The sequence below is a fragment of the Helicobacter pylori genome, from assembly GCF_009689985.1.
Classification (GTDB): domain Bacteria; phylum Campylobacterota; class Campylobacteria; order Campylobacterales; family Helicobacteraceae; genus Helicobacter; species Helicobacter pylori_CG.
Map to the genome: position 1 here is coordinate 1 of NZ_QBAW01000001.1, position 15,137 is coordinate 15,137.

Below are 15,137 nucleotides of genomic sequence, written 5' to 3' on the forward strand. Positions count from 1 at the left end.
TCAAGCGGCTCTTTAAAAGCCCTTGCTGAAACAAGGAAATGAAAGTATAGTCATAGAAAGCTTAAGGTTTGCTTAAATCTAGGGAATGTTTGGGAAAATATTTTGATTTTTTAGAGCGCTTAAAAATTGCACGATCTTTTCTTTAGGGATAATCACCAGACTTTCTTGGTTTTCTAAAGTGCTGCTAGCCATTCCCATAAACTCCCCCACTTCGCTAAAATAGGGCCTCCCTCCCCACAACACGCTCCCCTTTTTAAAAGAACTATCAAGCGAAAGAAGCTTTTTAGATTTCAAAAGTTCAGCCACAGAAATATCCGTTATCTGTATAGAAAAAGAATTTCCCTCATTTAACGCTGGGTAGTAGAGATCAGAATTGGGTGTTTTTTGATTGGTATAAGGATTTGAATGAAAAGTTTGAGCGTATTTGGCATAAATCCTTGCATGATAATAACTCTCTTCTCTTTTATGGCAATAATCGTCTCTAAAATCGGCGGTTTTTAAAAGCGAAAGCCCTTGATCCCTATCCATCGCTTCAAGACGCAAGCTGGCTATACAAATCAGTTCTTTAGCGCTGCTGTCTTGCATTTTGGCTAAAATCATTTTAGGGTATAAGCCATTAGAATAAAGCGTTTCAGAAGAAGCGATATAACGCCCGTTTTTGAGCAAAGTCGCATAGCCTTCTTTATAAGTCCCATCGCTAAAATACACTTTCAATAACGCAACAGAATAAACCCATGCAGGGAGCGTTGGATCAAGGGGCGGATCGTCTCTAACGATTTGGATATTATTAGCGTTATTAGCGTTCATCATGCATGAAAATAAAACGATACAACAACTAACTGCTAATCTTTTATGCCAACGCACCATTATCCAACTTATCGCTTGAATTTCAAAAGCATCCTACGACACTATCGGCTAAAATACCAATTGTTTTAATTTATTGCTATAATAGAGCATTTGAATGACAAAAGCTTATCGCAAAGGTTGATGATGAAACCAATTAAAACTTATGATATCAAAGAAGAAGAGCTTGCAAAAACCGCTTACGCCACGATCAAAACCAATAAAGGCCATATCACCCTAGAGCTTTTTTACAAAGATGCGCCCCAAGCGGTCAGTAATTTTGTAACTTTGGCTAAAGAGGGTTTTTATAACGGGCTTAACTTCCATCGTGTGATCGCCGGCTTTGTGGCTCAAGGAGGTTGCCCTTATGGCACAGGCACAGGCGGGCCAGAGCATCGCATTAAATGCGAAGTGGCCCACAACCCTAACAAGCACAAAAGAGGCTCTATCTCTATGGCGCACGCCGGAAGAGACACAGGAGGGAGTCAATTTTTCTTGTGTTTTGTAGATTTGCCCCATTTAGATGGCGAACACACCGTGTTTGGCAAGATCGCTAGTGCAGAAAGCCTTAGCGTTTTGGATAAAATCAAGCAAGGCGATATAATAGAAAGCGTTGTGTTTAGCTCTTCTCTATAAAGGAACAAAAGATTAGACATGCTCATACTCAGCCGCAAAGTTAATGAAGGGATTGTCATTGATGATAACATCCACATTAAAGTCATTTCCATAGATAGAGGGAGCGTGCGTTTAGGGTTTGAAGCACCTGAAAGCACCCTTATTTTGCGCGCTGAACTCAAAGAGGCCATTGTGAGCGAAAACCAAAAAGCTTCTGCGTCCGTAGATGAAAGCTTGTTAGAGAACATCAAAAAGGTCATTAAGCCTTGACGCATGTTTTTGAAGTTTATCCTAAAGTCAATATTTTTTTAAAAATCCTTCACAAAGAAGGGGCTTACCATAAGCTCATTTCTCGCATGTGTTTAGTCAAAGACAAATTAAAGGATATTATCAGCGTCAAAAGCGCGCTTTCCTTTTCACTAAAAGGGGATTTTGACTGCCCTTTGGAAGAAAACTCGCTCTTTAAAGCCCTCCAAATTTTAAAAAATTTTTTAAAATCAAAAAATTTCTCTCATTCTGCCATCAAATCCCTAGACACCCTAGCGATTGAAGTGGAAAAAAACATCCCCACTCAAGCCGGATTAGGCGGTGGGAGCGCTGATGCTGGGGGGCTATTGTATCATTTAAATCAGATTTTTGACTGGCGTTTGAGTTTAGAAGAACTTTATCGCATGGGATCTTTAGTGGGCACAGACACCAACTTTTTCATCTCGCAACACAAAAGCGCTAACGCTACTTCTTATGGCGAAGTTGTTGAAAATTTTGAAGAAGAGCCTTTAGAAAATCGCCTAGAAATTTATGCGCCAAATCATGTTTTTTGCAGCACCAAAGCCATTTATCAAGCCTATAAGCCTGAAACTTGTTTTTCTCAAGCTAAAGAGTGGCTTAAAAAACCGAGTTTAGAATGCCTAAAGACTTATGATAGAAACGAATTAAACGATCTTTTAAAACCGGCTTTACTCACTAACCAAGCCTTAAGAGATATAGAAAGCGAATTAGGCAAGGAGTGGTTTTTTAGCGGGAGCGGGAGCGCGTTTTTTAGACTAAAGCCTGCGTTAAAAGGGGGCGAATGAAACTCATTGCCAGCAATAAAAAAGCCTATTTTGACTATGAAATTTTGGAAACTTTGGAAGCGGGATTAGTGCTTTTAGGCTCTGAAGTGAAGGCTTTGAGGCAAACTAGGGTGAATTTAAAAGATAATTTTGTTAAAATAATCAAAGGAGAAGCTTTTTTATTTGGTGTTCATATATCATATTTAGATACAATCCACGCGTATTACAAGCCCAATGAAAGGCGAGAGCGTAAGTTGCTTTTACACAAAAAGCAATTATTGAAATGGCAAATTGAAGCGTCTAAAGAACGCTTGAGTATCGTAGGATTGAAATTGTATTTTAACCAAAGGAATAAAGCTAAAATCCAAATTGCTTTAGTGAAAGGAAAAAGATTGCACGACAAAAGACAAAGTCTCAAAGAAAAAGCACTCAATAAAGAAATTCTTGCTGATTTAAAACACCACTTTAAAGGATAATAATGAAAGAAATGGTAGATTATGGGATTATAGGGTTTTTGATCTTTCTCTCTGTTATCGTTATAGCGATCGCAATAGAAAGGTTGTGGTTTTTTGCCACTCTTCGTGTAGATGACTACACAGACAGGCGTAAATTAGAGCTAGCCCTACACAAACGACTGACTTTAGTGGCCACGATTGGCTCAAACGCTCCTTATATCGGTCTTTTAGGAACGGTTATGGGGATCATGCTCACTTTTATGGATTTAGGATCCGCTTCTGGCATTGACACTAAAGCGATCATGACTAATTTAGCCCTTGCTTTAAAAGCGACCGGTATGGGGCTATTGGTAGCGATCCCTGCGATTGTGATTTATAATTTGCTCGTGAGAAAAAGCGAGATTTTAGTCACTAAATGGGATATTTTCCACCACCCGGTTGACACGCAATCCCATGAGATTTATAACAAAGCCTAAGGATTGAGCGGTGAAAAAAGTAGAATCCATGAATGTGGTGCCTTTCATTGACATCATGCTTGTGTTGTTGGTGATCGTGCTTACAACGGCGTCTTTTGTGCAAACTTCAAAGCTCCCTATCAGCATTCCTCAAGTGGATAAAGACAGCACTGATTCTAAAGATGTGTTGGACAAAAAACAAGTTACGATCGCCATTTCTAATAAGGGTTCTTTTTATTTTGACGATAAAGAAATCAGCTTTGAAAATTTAAAGCACAAGGTTTCCACTTTGGCTAAAGACACCCCTATTGTCTTGCAAGGCGATAAGAAAAGCAATTTGGATAACTTTATCAAAGTCGTGGATTTATTGCAAACGAACAATCTGAAACAACTTTACATTCTTGTTGAAGATAAAAAGAATCAAAAAAATTAGTTTTAGTCAATTTTTAGCATTCTTTAGCTAAAATCTGTGTTTATGTTTAATTTTTATCAAGGGAGTTTTAAATGAAACGCACTTACCAACCACACAACACACCAAGAAAGCGAACCCATGGCTTTCTTGTGAGAATGAAAACCAAAAACGGGCGCAAGGTGATTAATGCCAGACGAGCTAAGGGCAGAAAAAAGCTTTCCGTCTAAACCCTATGACTCTTTAAAAAACAAGAGTGAGTTTGATAGGGTTTATCAAAAGGGGTTTAAAAAACATAACCCTTTTTTTTCGCTCTTTGTTTTGGATTTGTCAAAAGAGCCGCCAAAAGGAAAAGAGGGCTTTAAAGATCCGCTCTCTTATAGGCTTAAAGACAAAAAAACGCTTTATTTATTAGGCTTGAGCGTGTCCAAAAAAGTCGGCAACGCCGTGAAACGAAACCTTATCAAACGCCGTTTGCGTTCGCTTACATTAAAGCATGCCGCTCTTTGTCAAGGGCTTGCTTTGGTGTTTGTGCCTAGAAGCGATTGTTACCATTTGGATTTTTGGGCTTTAGAAAAACATTTTTTAGAAATGCTAACTTCCATTAAAAACTATATGAACAAAGCCTTAAAAGACTTGAAAAAAGGAATAACTCATACCTATGCGAAACAATAAAACGCCTTTTTTGAGCGCGATTTTTACGGCATCAATTAGGGGTTACCAACGCTTTTTTTCGGCTTTCACCCCTTCAAGCTGTCGGTTTTACCCCACTTGCTCCAACTACGCTCTATGGTTGCTCTGTTTTGAAAACCCTTTGAGCGCTATGGGTAAGATCGCTATAAGGATACTCTCATGCAACCCTTTTTGCTCTGGAGGCATTGCTTACCCTACTACTCGCTTGAAACGCCCAAGCCTGATCCAATCTCATAAAGATTCTAATCGCAATTTTAAAACCATTACTTTTTGGCTCGTTCCCACCAAAAGCCACGCAACTTACTACATCATTAAGGTTTAATCACAATGGATAAAAACAACAATAATAATCTCCGCTTGATTTTAGCGATCGCTCTGTCTTTCTTGTTTATCGCTCTTTATAGCTATTTTTTCCAAAAACCAAACAAAACAACAACCGAAACCACAAAGCAAGAAACAACCAACAACCACGCAACAACAAGTCCTAACGCGCCCAACGCCCAACATTTTAGCGTTACTCAAACAACCCCACAAGAGAGTTTGTTAAGCACGATTTCTTTTGAGCATGCCAGGATTGAAATTGATTTTTTAGGGCGCATCAAACAGGTTTATCTCAAGGATAAAAAGTATCTAACCCCTAAACAAAAGGGCTTTTTAGAGCATGTGGGCCATCTTTTTAGCTCCAAAGAAAACGCGCAACCCCCCCTAAAAGAGCTCCCCCTTTTAGCAGCCGATAAACTCAAGCCTTTAGAAGTGCGTTTTTTAGACCCCACGCTCAATAATAAAGCGTTCAACACCCCTTATAGCGCTTCAAAAACCACCCTTGGGCCTAACGAACAACTCGTTTTAACCCAAGATTTAGGCGCTCTTACTATCATTAAAACCCTGACTTTCTATGATGATTTGCATTATGATTTACAAATCGCATTCAAATCGCCCAATAACCTTATCCCTAGCTATGTCATCACCAATGGTTACAGGCCGGTGGCTGATTTGGACAGCTACACCTTTTCAGGCGTGCTTTTAGAAAATAACGACAAAAAAATTGAAAAAATTGAAGATAAAGACGCTAAAGAAATCAAACGCTTTTCTAACACCCTCTTTTTATCCAGCGTGGATAGGTATTTCACCACCTTGCTTTTCACTAAAGATTCTCAAGGTTTTGAAGCCTTAATTGATTCAGAAATCGGCACTAAAAACCCCTTAGGCTTCATTTCCCTTAAAAATGAAGCAAATTTGCATGGCTATATTGGCCCTAAAGATTACCGCTCTTTGAAAGCGATTTCACCGATGCTCACTGATGTGATAGAGTATGGCTTAATCACTTTCTTTGCCAAAGGCGTGTTTGTTTTACTGGATTATTTGTATCAATTCGTGGGTAATTGGGGTTGGGCTATCATTTTTTTAACGATTATCGTGCGCATTATCCTCTACCCCTTAAGCTATAAAGGCATGGTGAGCATGCAAAAGCTCAAGGAATTAGCCCCTAAAATGAAAGAACTCCAAGAAAAATACAAGGGCGAACCCCAAAAGTTGCAAGCCCACATGATGCAGCTTTACAAAAAACATGGGGCTAACCCGCTAGGGGGCTGTCTGCCTTTAATCTTACAAATCCCGGTGTTTTTTGCCATTTATAGAGTGCTTTATAACGCTGTGGAATTGAAAAGCTCAGAGTGGATTCTATGGATTCATGATTTATCCATCATGGATCCGTATTTTATTTTACCGCTTCTTATGGGAGCGTCTATGTATTGGCACCAAAGCGTTACGCCAAACACCATGACCGATCCCATGCAAGCAAAGATTTTTAAACTCCTACCCCTATTATTCACAATCTTTTTAATCACTTTCCCTGCAGGGTTAGTCTTGTATTGGACCACGAACAACATCCTTTCGGTGTTGCAACAACTCATCATCAATAAAGTCTTAGAGAACAAAAAACGAGCGCATGCGCAAAACAAAAAGGAACATTGATGCAAAATCCTATTGAAATCAAAGCCAAAACCTTAGAAGAAGCCCTCATTCAAGCTTCTATCGCCTTGAATTGCCCCATTATTAATTTGCAATATGAAGTCATTCAAACGCCCTCTAAAGGTTTTTTAAACATCGGTAAAAAAGAAGCCATTATTTTAGTGGGCGTTAAAGAAAGCGTTAAGGAGGTTAAAGAAGAGAGCGTTAAAGAAATTGACACGAAAGAAATCCATCAAAGCACAGAAGGAAAAAAACAAAACTTAGAAACAGAAACACTGCAAGAAGAAAGAATCACCCCTAAACCCCCTAAAAAAAACCTTAAAGAAGAATCTCATAGTGGAGACAAACTCCATGAAATTAAGCAAGAATTGAAAGACTTATTCTCCCATTTGCCCTATAAAATCAATAAAGTGGAAGTGAGTCTTTATGAACCGGGGGTTTTATTGATCGATATTGATGGCGAAGATTCCGCTCTTTTAATTGGCGAAAAGGGTTATCGTTACAAAGCCCTTTCTTACTTGCTCTTTAATTGGATCCACCCTGCTTATGGCTATAGCATCCGCTTAGAAATTTCCACCTTTTTGCAAAACCAAGAAAAGGTTATGGAAGCGCAACTCCAAAGCACGATCATGACCGTGCATGAAGTGGGTAAGGGGCAGATGAAAGCCCCTGATGGCGTTTTAACCTATATCGCTTTAAAGAAATTACGAAAAGCGTTCCCTAACAAATATGTCTCTATCAAAACCAACTTAAACGATGAAAAATACATCGTTATCAACGACTTTAACAATGAATGACACCATCGCCGCTATCGCTACCCCTTTAGGCAAGGGAGCGATTAGCATCATTAAAATCAGCGGCCATAACGCCCTAAACATCCTCAAACAACTCACCCAAAAACAAGACTTCACCCCCAGATACGCTTACGTGTGCGATATTTTTTCTAATGGTGTTTTATTAGACAAAGCGTTAGTCATTTATTTCAAAGCCCCTTATAGTTTCACCGGTGAAGATGTGTGCGAAATCCAATGCCATGGAAGCCCCCTTTTAGCGCAAAATATCTTACAAGCTTGCTTGAATTTAGGATCCAGGCTTGCTAAAGCGGGGGAATTTAGCAAAAAAGCCTTTTTAAACCATAAAATGGATTTGAGCGAGATTGAAGCGAGCGTTCAGCTCATCCTTTGTGAAGATGAAAGCGTTTTAAACGCTCTAGCCAGGCAGCTTAAGGGCGAGTTAAAAATCTTTATTGAAGAGGCCAGGAACGATCTTTTAAAGCTTTTGGCGAGTTCAGAAGTTTTGATTGATTATAGCGAAGAAGACATTCCTAGCGATTTTTTAAAGGAAGTGTCTTTTAATTTAGAAAAACAAATCGCCTCTTTTAAAGATTTACTGGATTTTTCTAACGCACAAAAACAAAAAAACAAAGGGCATGCCTTAAGCATTGTTGGCAAACCCAATGCCGGCAAAAGCTCCCTGTTAAACGCCATGCTTTTAGAAGAAAGGGCTTTAGTGAGCGATATTAAAGGCACGACAAGAGACACCATAGAAGAAGTCATTGAACTACAATGGCATAAGGTGCGCTTGATTGACACCGCTGGCATTAGAGAGAGCGCGGATAAACTAGAGCGTTTAGGGATTGAAAAAAGCCTTAAAAGTTTAGAAAATTGCGACATTGTTTTAGGCGTGTTTGATCTTTCTAAACCCCTAGAAAAAGAAGATTTTACTATCATTGACGCCCTTAATCGCGCTAAAAAGCCTTGCATTGTTGTTTTGAATAAAAACGATCTAGCCCCCAAACTAGAGCTTGAAATTTTAAAATCTTATCTTAAAATCCCTTATTCTATCCTAGAAACTAACACCCTAAATTCCAAGGCTTGTTTGAAAGATTTGAGCCAAAAAATCAGTGAGTTTTTCCCCAAACTAGACACTCAAAACAAGCTCTTACTCACTTCCCTAGCCCAAAAAACCGCCCTAGAAAACGCCATTATTGAATTGCAAAACGCTAAAAACCATTTAGAAACTTTGGAGCTTTTTTCTTATCATATTTTAAGCGCGATAGAAAACTTGAACTTGCTCACCCGCCCTTATGAAACCAGCCAGATGCTTGATAGCATGTTCAGCGAATTTTGCCTAGGCAAATGAAATCGCTAAAGAATAGATTAAAACCCTTTTTAGCGCTGCTTTTTAAGACTTTTTACCCATTAGTGCCGTTTAATACCCGTATTTGCAAAAAACCATACTGCCATTTTTCAAAAAGGGGTAAAATAAGCTAGTTTAAAACATATACATACTATCAACTACTTTTGAGTAAAAATGTTAAAAAAGACCATTAAGGAGATTTCATGCTAAAACTCGTTAGCAGAACGATTTGTTTGTCCCTAATCGGATCATTCACCGCTGTTGAAGCCTTTCAAAAACACCAAAAAGACGGCTTTTTTATAGAAGCTGGGTTTGAAACCGGGCTATTACAAGGCACACAAACCCAAGAACAAACCATAGCCACCACTCAAGAAAAACCCAAACCCAAACCCAAACCAAAACCCATTACCCCTCAAAGCACCTATGGGAAATACTACATCTCCCAAAGCACCATTTTAAAGAATGCGACTGAGTTGTTTGCAGAGAATAATATCACCAACTTAACCTTTTATTCTTTAACCCCTGTGTACGTAACCGCTTATAACCAAGAAAGCGCTGAAGAAGCAGGCTATGGCAATAACAGCTTGATTATGATACAAAACTTCCTGCCCTATAATTTAAACAACATTGAGCTGAGTTATACGGACGATCAAGGCAATGTAGTCAGTTTAGGCGTGATAGAGACTATCCCTAAACAATCTCAAATCATTCTGCCCGCAAGCTTGTTTAACGATCCGCAGCTTAACGCTGACGGCTTCCAACAGCTCCAAACTGCCACCACACGATTTTCTGATGCCAGCACGCAGAATCTGTTTGATAAGCTCAGCAAGGTTACAACCAATCTTCAAATGACTTATATCAATTACAACCAATTTTCTAGCGGTAACAGCACTGGTTCTAAACCCCCATGCCCTCCATACGAAAACCAAGCAAATTGTGTGGCTAAAGTGCCGCCTTTCACCTCTCAAGACGCTAAAAATTTGACCAATTTAATGCTGAACATGATGGCGGTGTTTGACTCTAAATCTTGGGAAGACGCCGTTAAAAACGCTCCTTTCCAATTTAGCGACAACAACTTATCAGCACCATGTTTTTCTAATTATTCTACATGCGTGAATCCTTACAACGATGGGCTTGTTGATCCTAAATTGATCGCTAAAAATGCTGGAGATGAATACAATATAGAAAACGGGCAAACAGGCTCAGTGATATTAACGCCGCAAGATGTTATCTATAGCTATAGAGTTACGAATAATCTTTATGTGAATCTCTTGCCCCCAAGAGGAGGGGATTTAGGGCTAGGGTCTCAATATGGTGGCCCGAATGGCCCAGGCGATGATGGCACCAATTTTGGCGCTTTGGGGATATTGTCTCCTTTCTTAGACCCTGAAATACTATTTGGCAAAGAATTGAATAAAGTCGCCATCATGCAATTAAGAGACATCATCCATGAATACGGCCATACTTTAGGCTATACGCATAATGGGAACATGACTTATCAAAGAGTGCGCATGTGTGAAGAAAACAATGGACCAGAAGAGCGCTGTCAGGGCGGAAAAATAGAGCAAGTGAACGGGCAAGAAGTGCAAGTGTTTGACAATGGGAAAGAAGTGCGAGACACCGATGGCTCTACCTATGATGTGTGTTCTCGTTTTGGCGGTCAAGGTCAGCCCGCTTTCCCTAGCAGTTACCCCAATTCCATTTATACTGATTGCTCTCAAGTCCCCGCTGGGCTTATAGGGGTTACTACCGCTGTTTGGCAACAACTCATTGATCAAAACGCCCTACCGGTGGATTTTACCAATTTGAGCAGCCAAACCAACTATTTAAACGCTAGTTTGAACACGCAAGATTTTGCGACCACTATGCTTAGCGCGATCAGTCAAAGCCTTTCATCTTCTAAATCTAGCACTACCACCTATCGCACTTCAAAAACCTCACGGCCATTTGGAGCCCCCCTATTAGGCGTTAATCTTAAAATGGGCTATCAAAAATATTTTAATGATTACCTAGGGCTGTCTTCTTATGGCATTATCAAATACAACTACGCTCAAGCCAATAACGAAAAAATCCAACAATTAAGCTATGGTGTGGGAATGGATGTGCTGTTTGATTTTATCACCAATTACACTAACGAAAAGAACCCTAAAAACAATCTAACCAAGAAAGTTTTCACTTCATCTCTTGGGGTGTTTGGGGGGTTAAGGGGCTTATACAACAGCTATTATTTGTTGAACCAATACAAAGGGAGCGGTAATTTAAATGTGACCGGTGGGTTGAATTACCGCTACAAGCATTCTAAATATTCTGTAGGCATTAGCGTTCCTTTAGTCCAGTTGAAATCTAGGGTCGTTTCTAGCGATGGCGTAACCACCAATTCTATCACCCTCAATGAAGGGGGCAGCCATTTTAAAGTGTTTTTTAATTATGGGTGGGTGTTTTAGGGGGTTAAAAATATTCTTTAACTCTCTATTGACTCCTAAGAATTAAGAGCGAATTGCCAAATTTCACTAGCATTTTTAGGTTTAAAGTTTTCAGTCGTATTAGGATTATCAATATCTAATAAATCTTTTTTTAACTCATCATTAGGAATATATTTACTAGCTAAATTCTCATCTTTCTTAGCTTGAGAATATCGCTTTTTAATCTCTTTCATTTGTGTTTTAATTTCTAAAACCTTATTTTGATATTTAGCTAATTGTTTTTCTAATTTGCCAAGCTCTTTATAAAAATTAGCCCCCATTTCTACATTTTTTAACATCTTATCTCCTTAACTCAATCAATCATAATAACCCCATTATATCCAAACTTAACCACAATAAAATGGGTAACCACAAATAACGGCGGCTATAAATACCGCTTATTCTTGCAATGGGGCAATCCCCCTTGACCCACTAAAAATCAAATGAGAAAACAAGTGGATACAAACAAACAAATCATTAAAAGCCTTAGGCTATCTAAAGAACAATGGCAAACTATCCAAACTCAAATGCAAGAAAAAAATTTAAACTTCTCTCAATTAGTTTTAAACTCTCTTTTACACCAAAACTCACAAACTCCAACAAAATTTAAAAAACAAAAAGCGATTGTCAATAAAGAGCTAATTATTGAATTAGCTAAGTGGGGAAACAATTTAAACCCAATCGCTAAATGTCTCAATACTAATCAAGGAGCGTTGTAATCATTTGAAAGCGCGCTAGCGATCAGACGACCCATGCTAGCTTTTTCTGCAATGTAAAGATTAGCCATTGTCGTTTGCTTCCAAAATGATCTCAAAAGTGTCTAATGGAATGTGTTTTTTGCCAAGCTATCTCTTAGAGCCATATGAGAAACTGCTCACGCCTGAAGCTAGGAAACTTTTGGAACAACAGGCTCTAGATTGTTTGAAAAACGCCAAAACTGAAGCCGACAGAAAAGAATGTGTCAAAAATCTCCCCAAAAACTTGAGGAAAGAGATTTTAGATAAAAACAGCTTAGAAGCCTATAAAACGCCCCAAAAGTCAAGGACAAACCCACTTTACAAGGAAACCCCTAAGCTTTTAAGCTTAAGGGAACGCTCTTAGAAAAATCAGCGTTTCACAGAAACGATCACTTTAAGCCCTAAAAAAGCAAACTCAAAGTATAATGATCTCCAAGAGCGTTTGCCATTTTTGTGTTTCATGGCATGCTCCTTTCAAGGTAGTTTGCCCCATATCGCAACTATGGGGCGTGATGAAATCCTACAACAAACCCCCTTAAACTTCATCTAGTCAAACGCTAAAAACAAGGCGTTTTTAAAACATTAAAGAATTAGCGTTATTGAAGCGGTATTTTTTAAATCTAGTGTTTCAAACAATCTTCAAACAAATATTGATGCTCGCAAGGTAAAGCGTCAAATAAGGCTTTGGCTAAATCTTGCATTTCTTTTAAGGCTTTATTACTGCTTCTTAAAGTCAATAAATTTTGCAAGCTCCTAGCGTTAATGCTATACGCTAAATGCGTTTTATAGCTCTCTGGCATGGCGTATTTGGCTAAATCGTTTTTAATGTTATGCTCGCTCAATAAAACTCTGAGATTTTCCAAAGCTAAAACGCTCATTTCATTCACTTTTTCATTATCCACAAACACTAAAAACTCTTTGGCTCTCGCTAAATTTGTTTCATTAAGGGGTAAAAAGCTCTCCACTTCTTTCAATTCCCTTAAAGTGTAACGGCTTGATTTCACGCTCAAGCTCGCTATGCGGTGCCGGCTCAATTCTTGCAACGCTCCCCTGCTCAAACCCTTGATTTCAAAATTGTAATAAAGATGCTCTAAAGTGGAAGAATGCCTAAAAATATTCCCCACCCTGTGGATCAATTCCTTATCTTTAGAGCCTCCATCATCGCTGTATTCAAAGCTCTGCCAGCAAGTGCGGATCGCTTGGCTTGCAATGTCCAAAGGGGTGTAATGCTTACAAATCACTTCCATTATTTGACTCCTAATCGCTTTTATTCCACGGTAACGCTTTTAGCCAAGTTTCTTGGGTGATCCACATCGTGATTTAAACGCATAGCGATTTCTAGGGCTAAAAGTTGCATCGCTAAATTCATGCGGAAAAATTCTTCCATGTAGCTTTCGCTCTCTTCTAATTGGATAAAATCATCAGCGATCTCTAAAATTTCAGAACTTAACACGCAAATCGTAGAATCCCTAGCGCTCAATTCTTCAATATTGCTTTTGGTTTTATCAAACAACAAATGTTTAGACAATAAAGCAATGGTAAAAAGGTTGGAATCCACTAACGCAATAGGCCCATGCTTCATCTCCGCGCTCGCATACCCCTCAGCGTGCAAGTAGCTGATCTCTTTAAGTTTCAACGCTCCTTCTAAAGCGAGTGGGTAAAACACATCGCGCCCGATATAAAAAAAGCCATGCCCATGCAAGTAGCGTTTGGATAAGCGCTTGATTTTTTCATGCAATTTAGACTCTACTTTCATCGCATTCACGCTATTGAGCATGTTTTTAGCCTGGATTTTTTCTTCTTCTTTAGAGATGGTCCCTAGCTGTTTGCCTAGATACACGCTCAAAAGCCATAAAAGCATCACTTGCGAAGAAAACGCCTTAGTGGATGCTACGCTCCTCTCCACCCCCGCTCTAATCAAAAGCACATGATCGCTAATGCGGCTCATCATGCTAAAGGGAGCGTTACACAAGCTAATGGTTTTAAGCCCTTGGGCTTTGGCTAACTTTAACGCCTCTAAAGTGTCAGCGGTTTCGCCGCTTTGAGAAATCGCTATAAAAAGCTCGTTAGGGTTGCTTTTAAAATGAGCGTAGCGGTATTCGCTCGCTAAAATGGCCCTCGCTCTTATTTTGGCTAATCTTTCAAACAAATACACGCTCGCTAAACTCGCATGGTAACTGCTCCCACAAGAACACAGCGTGATTTCACTCACATTTTCTAAAAATTTAGGATCGATCTCGCAATACACATTCAAGGCTTCCAAGCGCCCCTCTAAGCACTCTAACAAACTGCTATGTTGTTCATAAATCTCTTTTTCTAAATAATTCCTAAAATCCCCTTTAGAATAATCTTTATCCTCAAAAGCGTAATCTTTCATGTTTTCAATGTGTTTTAAATCTTTAAAATTTTCTAAAGAAATCTGCCCCACGCTGTTTTCTTCTAAAATGACAAATTGATCCACTTTAGGGGCTAACACGCTCAAACTGGACGCAAAAAACACCCCCTCTCTGCCCTTACCCACGATTAAAGGCGAAGAAGATTTAGCGTAAAACAAGCTCTCTTTAGCCCTTTTATGGAGCATTAAAATCGCATAACTCCCTTTTAAAAGGCTGATGCTTTTTTCAAAAGCTTTCAATAAATCGCTCTCGCTTTTAAGCGTTTCTTCTAATAAATGCGCAATCACTTCCGTATCCGTTTGGCTTAAAAACGCATGCCCTTTATTTTCTAATTCTTTTTTCAAGCTTGCGTAATTTTCAATGATGCCATTATGCACTAAGGCTAAATTTTCTGTAAAATGCGGGTGGGCGTTTGCGCTGCTTGGCTTGCCATGCGTGGCCCATCTAGTATGAGCGATACTCACGCCAAAATTTAAAAACTCTTTATTTTTAAGCTCTGATTTAAGGTTTTCTAATTTCCCTTGAGTTTTAAACACTTCCAAACAATTGCCGCTCAATACGGCTAAGCCCGCGCTGTCATAACCTCTGTATTCCAATTCCTTTAAGCCCTCTAAAAGAATGGATTTTTTCTCACTATCCCCTATATAACCTACAATCCCACACATTTAAAACACCAATAACCCTTTTTTGATCTTATTTAAAGCGTTGATAAGCTCCTTTAGGCGCTCCACTTCTTCGCTTAATTGCGTAAAAAACGCTTCATTCACGCCCTTTGGCATGTCCATGCTCCCTCTTTTAATCTCAATAAAATCCCCCAAACTCAAATTCGCTAATTTTAAAAGCATTTCAATTTCATTTTGCGAATCTTCAATATCCGCTAAAATCTTGCGTATTTTTTCAAACATGTGAT

General features: G+C 39.0%; 19 protein-coding genes and 1 pseudogene. 15 read left to right on the forward strand and 5 right to left on the reverse strand.

Annotated features, from left to right (window positions below; genetic code table 11):
• Positions 1-78: 78 nt before the first annotated feature.
• The gene (locus DBU79_RS00005) at positions 79-867 is read right to left on the reverse strand and encodes a hypothetical protein (protein WP_154411139.1); all 789 of its coding nucleotides are present in this window, start codon (positions 865-867) and stop codon (positions 79-81) included.
• A gap of 123 nt (positions 868-990) precedes the next feature.
• On the opposite strand from DBU79_RS00005, the gene DBU79_RS00010 reads away from it, so the two are divergent.
• The 13 genes from DBU79_RS00010 to DBU79_RS00070 all read left to right on the forward strand — a co-directional run bounded on the left by DBU79_RS00010 (position 991) and on the right by DBU79_RS00070 (position 11,076).
• The gene (locus DBU79_RS00010) at positions 991-1,479 is read left to right on the forward strand and encodes a peptidylprolyl isomerase (protein ID WP_167599552.1); all 489 of its coding nucleotides are present in this window, start codon (positions 991-993) and stop codon (positions 1,477-1,479) included.
• 18 nt (positions 1,480-1,497) lie between these two features.
• Positions 1,498-1,728, forward strand: coding sequence for a carbon storage regulator (locus DBU79_RS00015; protein WP_000906444.1), 231 nt, complete (start codon positions 1,498-1,500; stop codon positions 1,726-1,728).
• Positions 1,725-2,531: a 4-(cytidine 5'-diphospho)-2-C-methyl-D-erythritol kinase gene (locus tag DBU79_RS00020; RefSeq protein WP_154411140.1), complete on the forward strand. Its 807-nt coding sequence runs from the start codon at positions 1,725-1,727 to the stop codon at positions 2,529-2,531. The genes DBU79_RS00015 and DBU79_RS00020 overlap by 4 nt, the downstream gene beginning before the upstream one ends.
• Entirely contained in the window at positions 2,528-2,986 is a 459-nt protein-coding gene (smpB, locus tag DBU79_RS00025; protein WP_000766498.1) for an SsrA-binding protein, read from the forward strand. The genes DBU79_RS00020 and smpB overlap by 4 nt, the downstream gene beginning before the upstream one ends.
• A 2-nt stretch (positions 2,987-2,988) precedes the next feature.
• On the forward strand, positions 2,989-3,441 hold the full coding sequence (exbB, locus tag DBU79_RS00030) for a TonB-system energizer ExbB (RefSeq protein ID WP_000661837.1): 453 nt from the start codon (positions 2,989-2,991) through the stop codon (positions 3,439-3,441).
• Positions 3,442-3,451: 10 nt separating this feature from the next.
• Positions 3,452-3,853 carry an ExbD/TolR family protein gene (locus tag DBU79_RS00035; RefSeq protein ID WP_000755082.1) on the forward strand — a complete coding sequence of 134 codons (402 nt, stop codon included), beginning with the start codon at positions 3,452-3,454 and terminating at the stop codon, positions 3,851-3,853.
• A gap of 71 nt (positions 3,854-3,924) precedes the next feature.
• Entirely contained in the window at positions 3,925-4,059 is a 135-nt protein-coding gene (gene rpmH / locus DBU79_RS00040) for a 50S ribosomal protein L34 (protein ID WP_001847286.1), read from the forward strand.
• Entirely contained in the window at positions 4,019-4,504 is a 486-nt protein-coding gene (gene rnpA, locus DBU79_RS00045; RefSeq protein WP_134889750.1) for a ribonuclease P protein component, read from the forward strand. Before rpmH ends, rnpA begins: the two co-directional genes overlap by 41 nt.
• Positions 4,491-4,844 (forward strand): membrane protein insertion efficiency factor YidD, encoded by a 354-nt coding sequence (yidD, locus tag DBU79_RS00050; protein ID WP_120909932.1) that lies wholly within the window; start codon positions 4,491-4,493, stop codon positions 4,842-4,844. Before rnpA ends, yidD begins: the two co-directional genes overlap by 14 nt.
• Positions 4,845-4,849: 5 nt before the next feature.
• A complete protein-coding gene (gene yidC, locus DBU79_RS00055; protein ID WP_134889751.1) occupies positions 4,850-6,496 on the forward strand; it encodes a membrane protein insertase YidC in 1,647 nt (548 codons plus the stop codon).
• Positions 6,496-7,290: a Jag N-terminal domain-containing protein gene (locus tag DBU79_RS00060; RefSeq protein ID WP_154411141.1), complete on the forward strand. Its 795-nt coding sequence runs from the start codon at positions 6,496-6,498 to the stop codon at positions 7,288-7,290. The genes yidC and DBU79_RS00060 overlap by 1 nt, the downstream gene beginning before the upstream one ends.
• Positions 7,283-8,635, forward strand: a complete 1,353-nt coding sequence (gene mnmE, locus DBU79_RS00065) for a tRNA uridine-5-carboxymethylaminomethyl(34) synthesis GTPase MnmE (protein WP_195834197.1) — start codon at positions 7,283-7,285, stop codon at positions 8,633-8,635. Before DBU79_RS00060 ends, mnmE begins: the two co-directional genes overlap by 8 nt.
• A gap of 200 nt (positions 8,636-8,835) precedes the next feature.
• A complete protein-coding gene (locus DBU79_RS00070) occupies positions 8,836-11,076 on the forward strand; it encodes an outer membrane beta-barrel protein (RefSeq protein WP_154411143.1) in 2,241 nt (746 codons plus the stop codon).
• Positions 11,077-11,111: 35 nt separating this feature from the next.
• Here the strand turns inward: DBU79_RS00070 and DBU79_RS00075 are convergent, their stop codons facing one another.
• Positions 11,112-11,393 carry a jhp0828 family protein gene (locus DBU79_RS00075; protein ID WP_128063415.1) on the reverse strand — a complete coding sequence of 94 codons (282 nt, stop codon included), beginning with the start codon at positions 11,391-11,393 and terminating at the stop codon, positions 11,112-11,114.
• Between the two features lie 144 nt (positions 11,394-11,537).
• Here DBU79_RS00075 and DBU79_RS00080 point away from each other — a divergent pair.
• Both DBU79_RS00080 and DBU79_RS08020 read left to right on the forward strand, forming a co-directional pair.
• A pseudogene (locus DBU79_RS00080) lies at positions 11,538-11,804 on the forward strand (plasmid mobilization protein); the annotation flags it as partial.
• Positions 11,805-11,922: 118 nt separating this feature from the next.
• Positions 11,923-12,195 carry a CagY family CD-EC repeat-containing protein gene (locus DBU79_RS08020; protein WP_154411144.1) on the forward strand — a complete coding sequence of 91 codons (273 nt, stop codon included), beginning with the start codon at positions 11,923-11,925 and terminating at the stop codon, positions 12,193-12,195.
• Between the two features lie 256 nt (positions 12,196-12,451).
• Here DBU79_RS08020 and thyX read toward each other — a convergent pair whose 3' ends face one another.
• From thyX to DBU79_RS00100, 3 genes are read right to left on the reverse strand one after another with little or no spacing between them, the layout of a single operon-like run.
• Entirely contained in the window at positions 12,452-13,078 is a 627-nt protein-coding gene (thyX, locus tag DBU79_RS00090; protein ID WP_021309381.1) for an FAD-dependent thymidylate synthase, read from the reverse strand.
• Positions 13,079-13,098: 20 nt separating this feature from the next.
• Positions 13,099-14,892, reverse strand: coding sequence for a glutamine--fructose-6-phosphate transaminase (isomerizing) (gene glmS, locus DBU79_RS00095; protein WP_154411145.1), 1,794 nt, complete (start codon positions 14,890-14,892; stop codon positions 13,099-13,101).
• Complete coding sequence (locus DBU79_RS00100; RefSeq protein WP_000461837.1) at positions 14,893-15,132, reverse strand: DUF2443 domain-containing protein; 240 nt, start codon at positions 15,130-15,132, stop codon at positions 14,893-14,895.
• Between the last annotated feature and the right edge of the window lie 5 nt (positions 15,133-15,137).

Bases quoted from the DNA above. Each gene is read 5' to 3' on its own strand.
- DBU79_RS08020 (WP_154411144.1), top strand. From the start codon at position 11,923: ATGTGTTTTTTGCCAAGCTATCTCTTAGAGCCATATGAGAAACTGCTC.
- DBU79_RS00060 (WP_154411141.1), top strand. From the start codon at position 6,496: ATGCAAAATCCTATTGAAATCAAAGCCAAAACCTTAGAAGAAGCCCTC.
- rpmH (WP_001847286.1), top strand. From the start codon at position 3,925: ATGAAACGCACTTACCAACCACACAACACACCAAGAAAGCGAACCCAT.
- yidD (WP_120909932.1), top strand. From the start codon at position 4,491: ATGCGAAACAATAAAACGCCTTTTTTGAGCGCGATTTTTACGGCATCA.
- glmS (WP_154411145.1), bottom strand. From the start codon at position 14,892: ATGTGTGGGATTGTAGGTTATATAGGGGATAGTGAGAAAAAATCCATT.
- smpB (WP_000766498.1), top strand. From the start codon at position 2,528: ATGAAACTCATTGCCAGCAATAAAAAAGCCTATTTTGACTATGAAATT.
- mnmE (WP_195834197.1), top strand. From the start codon at position 7,283: ATGAATGACACCATCGCCGCTATCGCTACCCCTTTAGGCAAGGGAGCG.
- DBU79_RS00070 (WP_154411143.1), top strand. From the start codon at position 8,836: ATGCTAAAACTCGTTAGCAGAACGATTTGTTTGTCCCTAATCGGATCA.
- DBU79_RS00100 (WP_000461837.1), bottom strand. From the start codon at position 15,132: ATGTTTGAAAAAATACGCAAGATTTTAGCGGATATTGAAGATTCGCAA.
- exbB (WP_000661837.1), top strand. From the start codon at position 2,989: ATGAAAGAAATGGTAGATTATGGGATTATAGGGTTTTTGATCTTTCTC.
- DBU79_RS00005 (WP_154411139.1), bottom strand. From the start codon at position 867: ATGGTGCGTTGGCATAAAAGATTAGCAGTTAGTTGTTGTATCGTTTTA.
- DBU79_RS00075 (WP_128063415.1), bottom strand. From the start codon at position 11,393: ATGTTAAAAAATGTAGAAATGGGGGCTAATTTTTATAAAGAGCTTGGC.
- DBU79_RS00015 (WP_000906444.1), top strand. From the start codon at position 1,498: ATGCTCATACTCAGCCGCAAAGTTAATGAAGGGATTGTCATTGATGAT.
- thyX (WP_021309381.1), bottom strand. From the start codon at position 13,078: ATGGAAGTGATTTGTAAGCATTACACCCCTTTGGACATTGCAAGCCAA.
- yidC (WP_134889751.1), top strand. From the start codon at position 4,850: ATGGATAAAAACAACAATAATAATCTCCGCTTGATTTTAGCGATCGCT.
- rnpA (WP_134889750.1), top strand. From the start codon at position 4,019: ATGCCAGACGAGCTAAGGGCAGAAAAAAGCTTTCCGTCTAAACCCTAT.
- DBU79_RS00010 (WP_167599552.1), top strand. From the start codon at position 991: ATGAAACCAATTAAAACTTATGATATCAAAGAAGAAGAGCTTGCAAAA.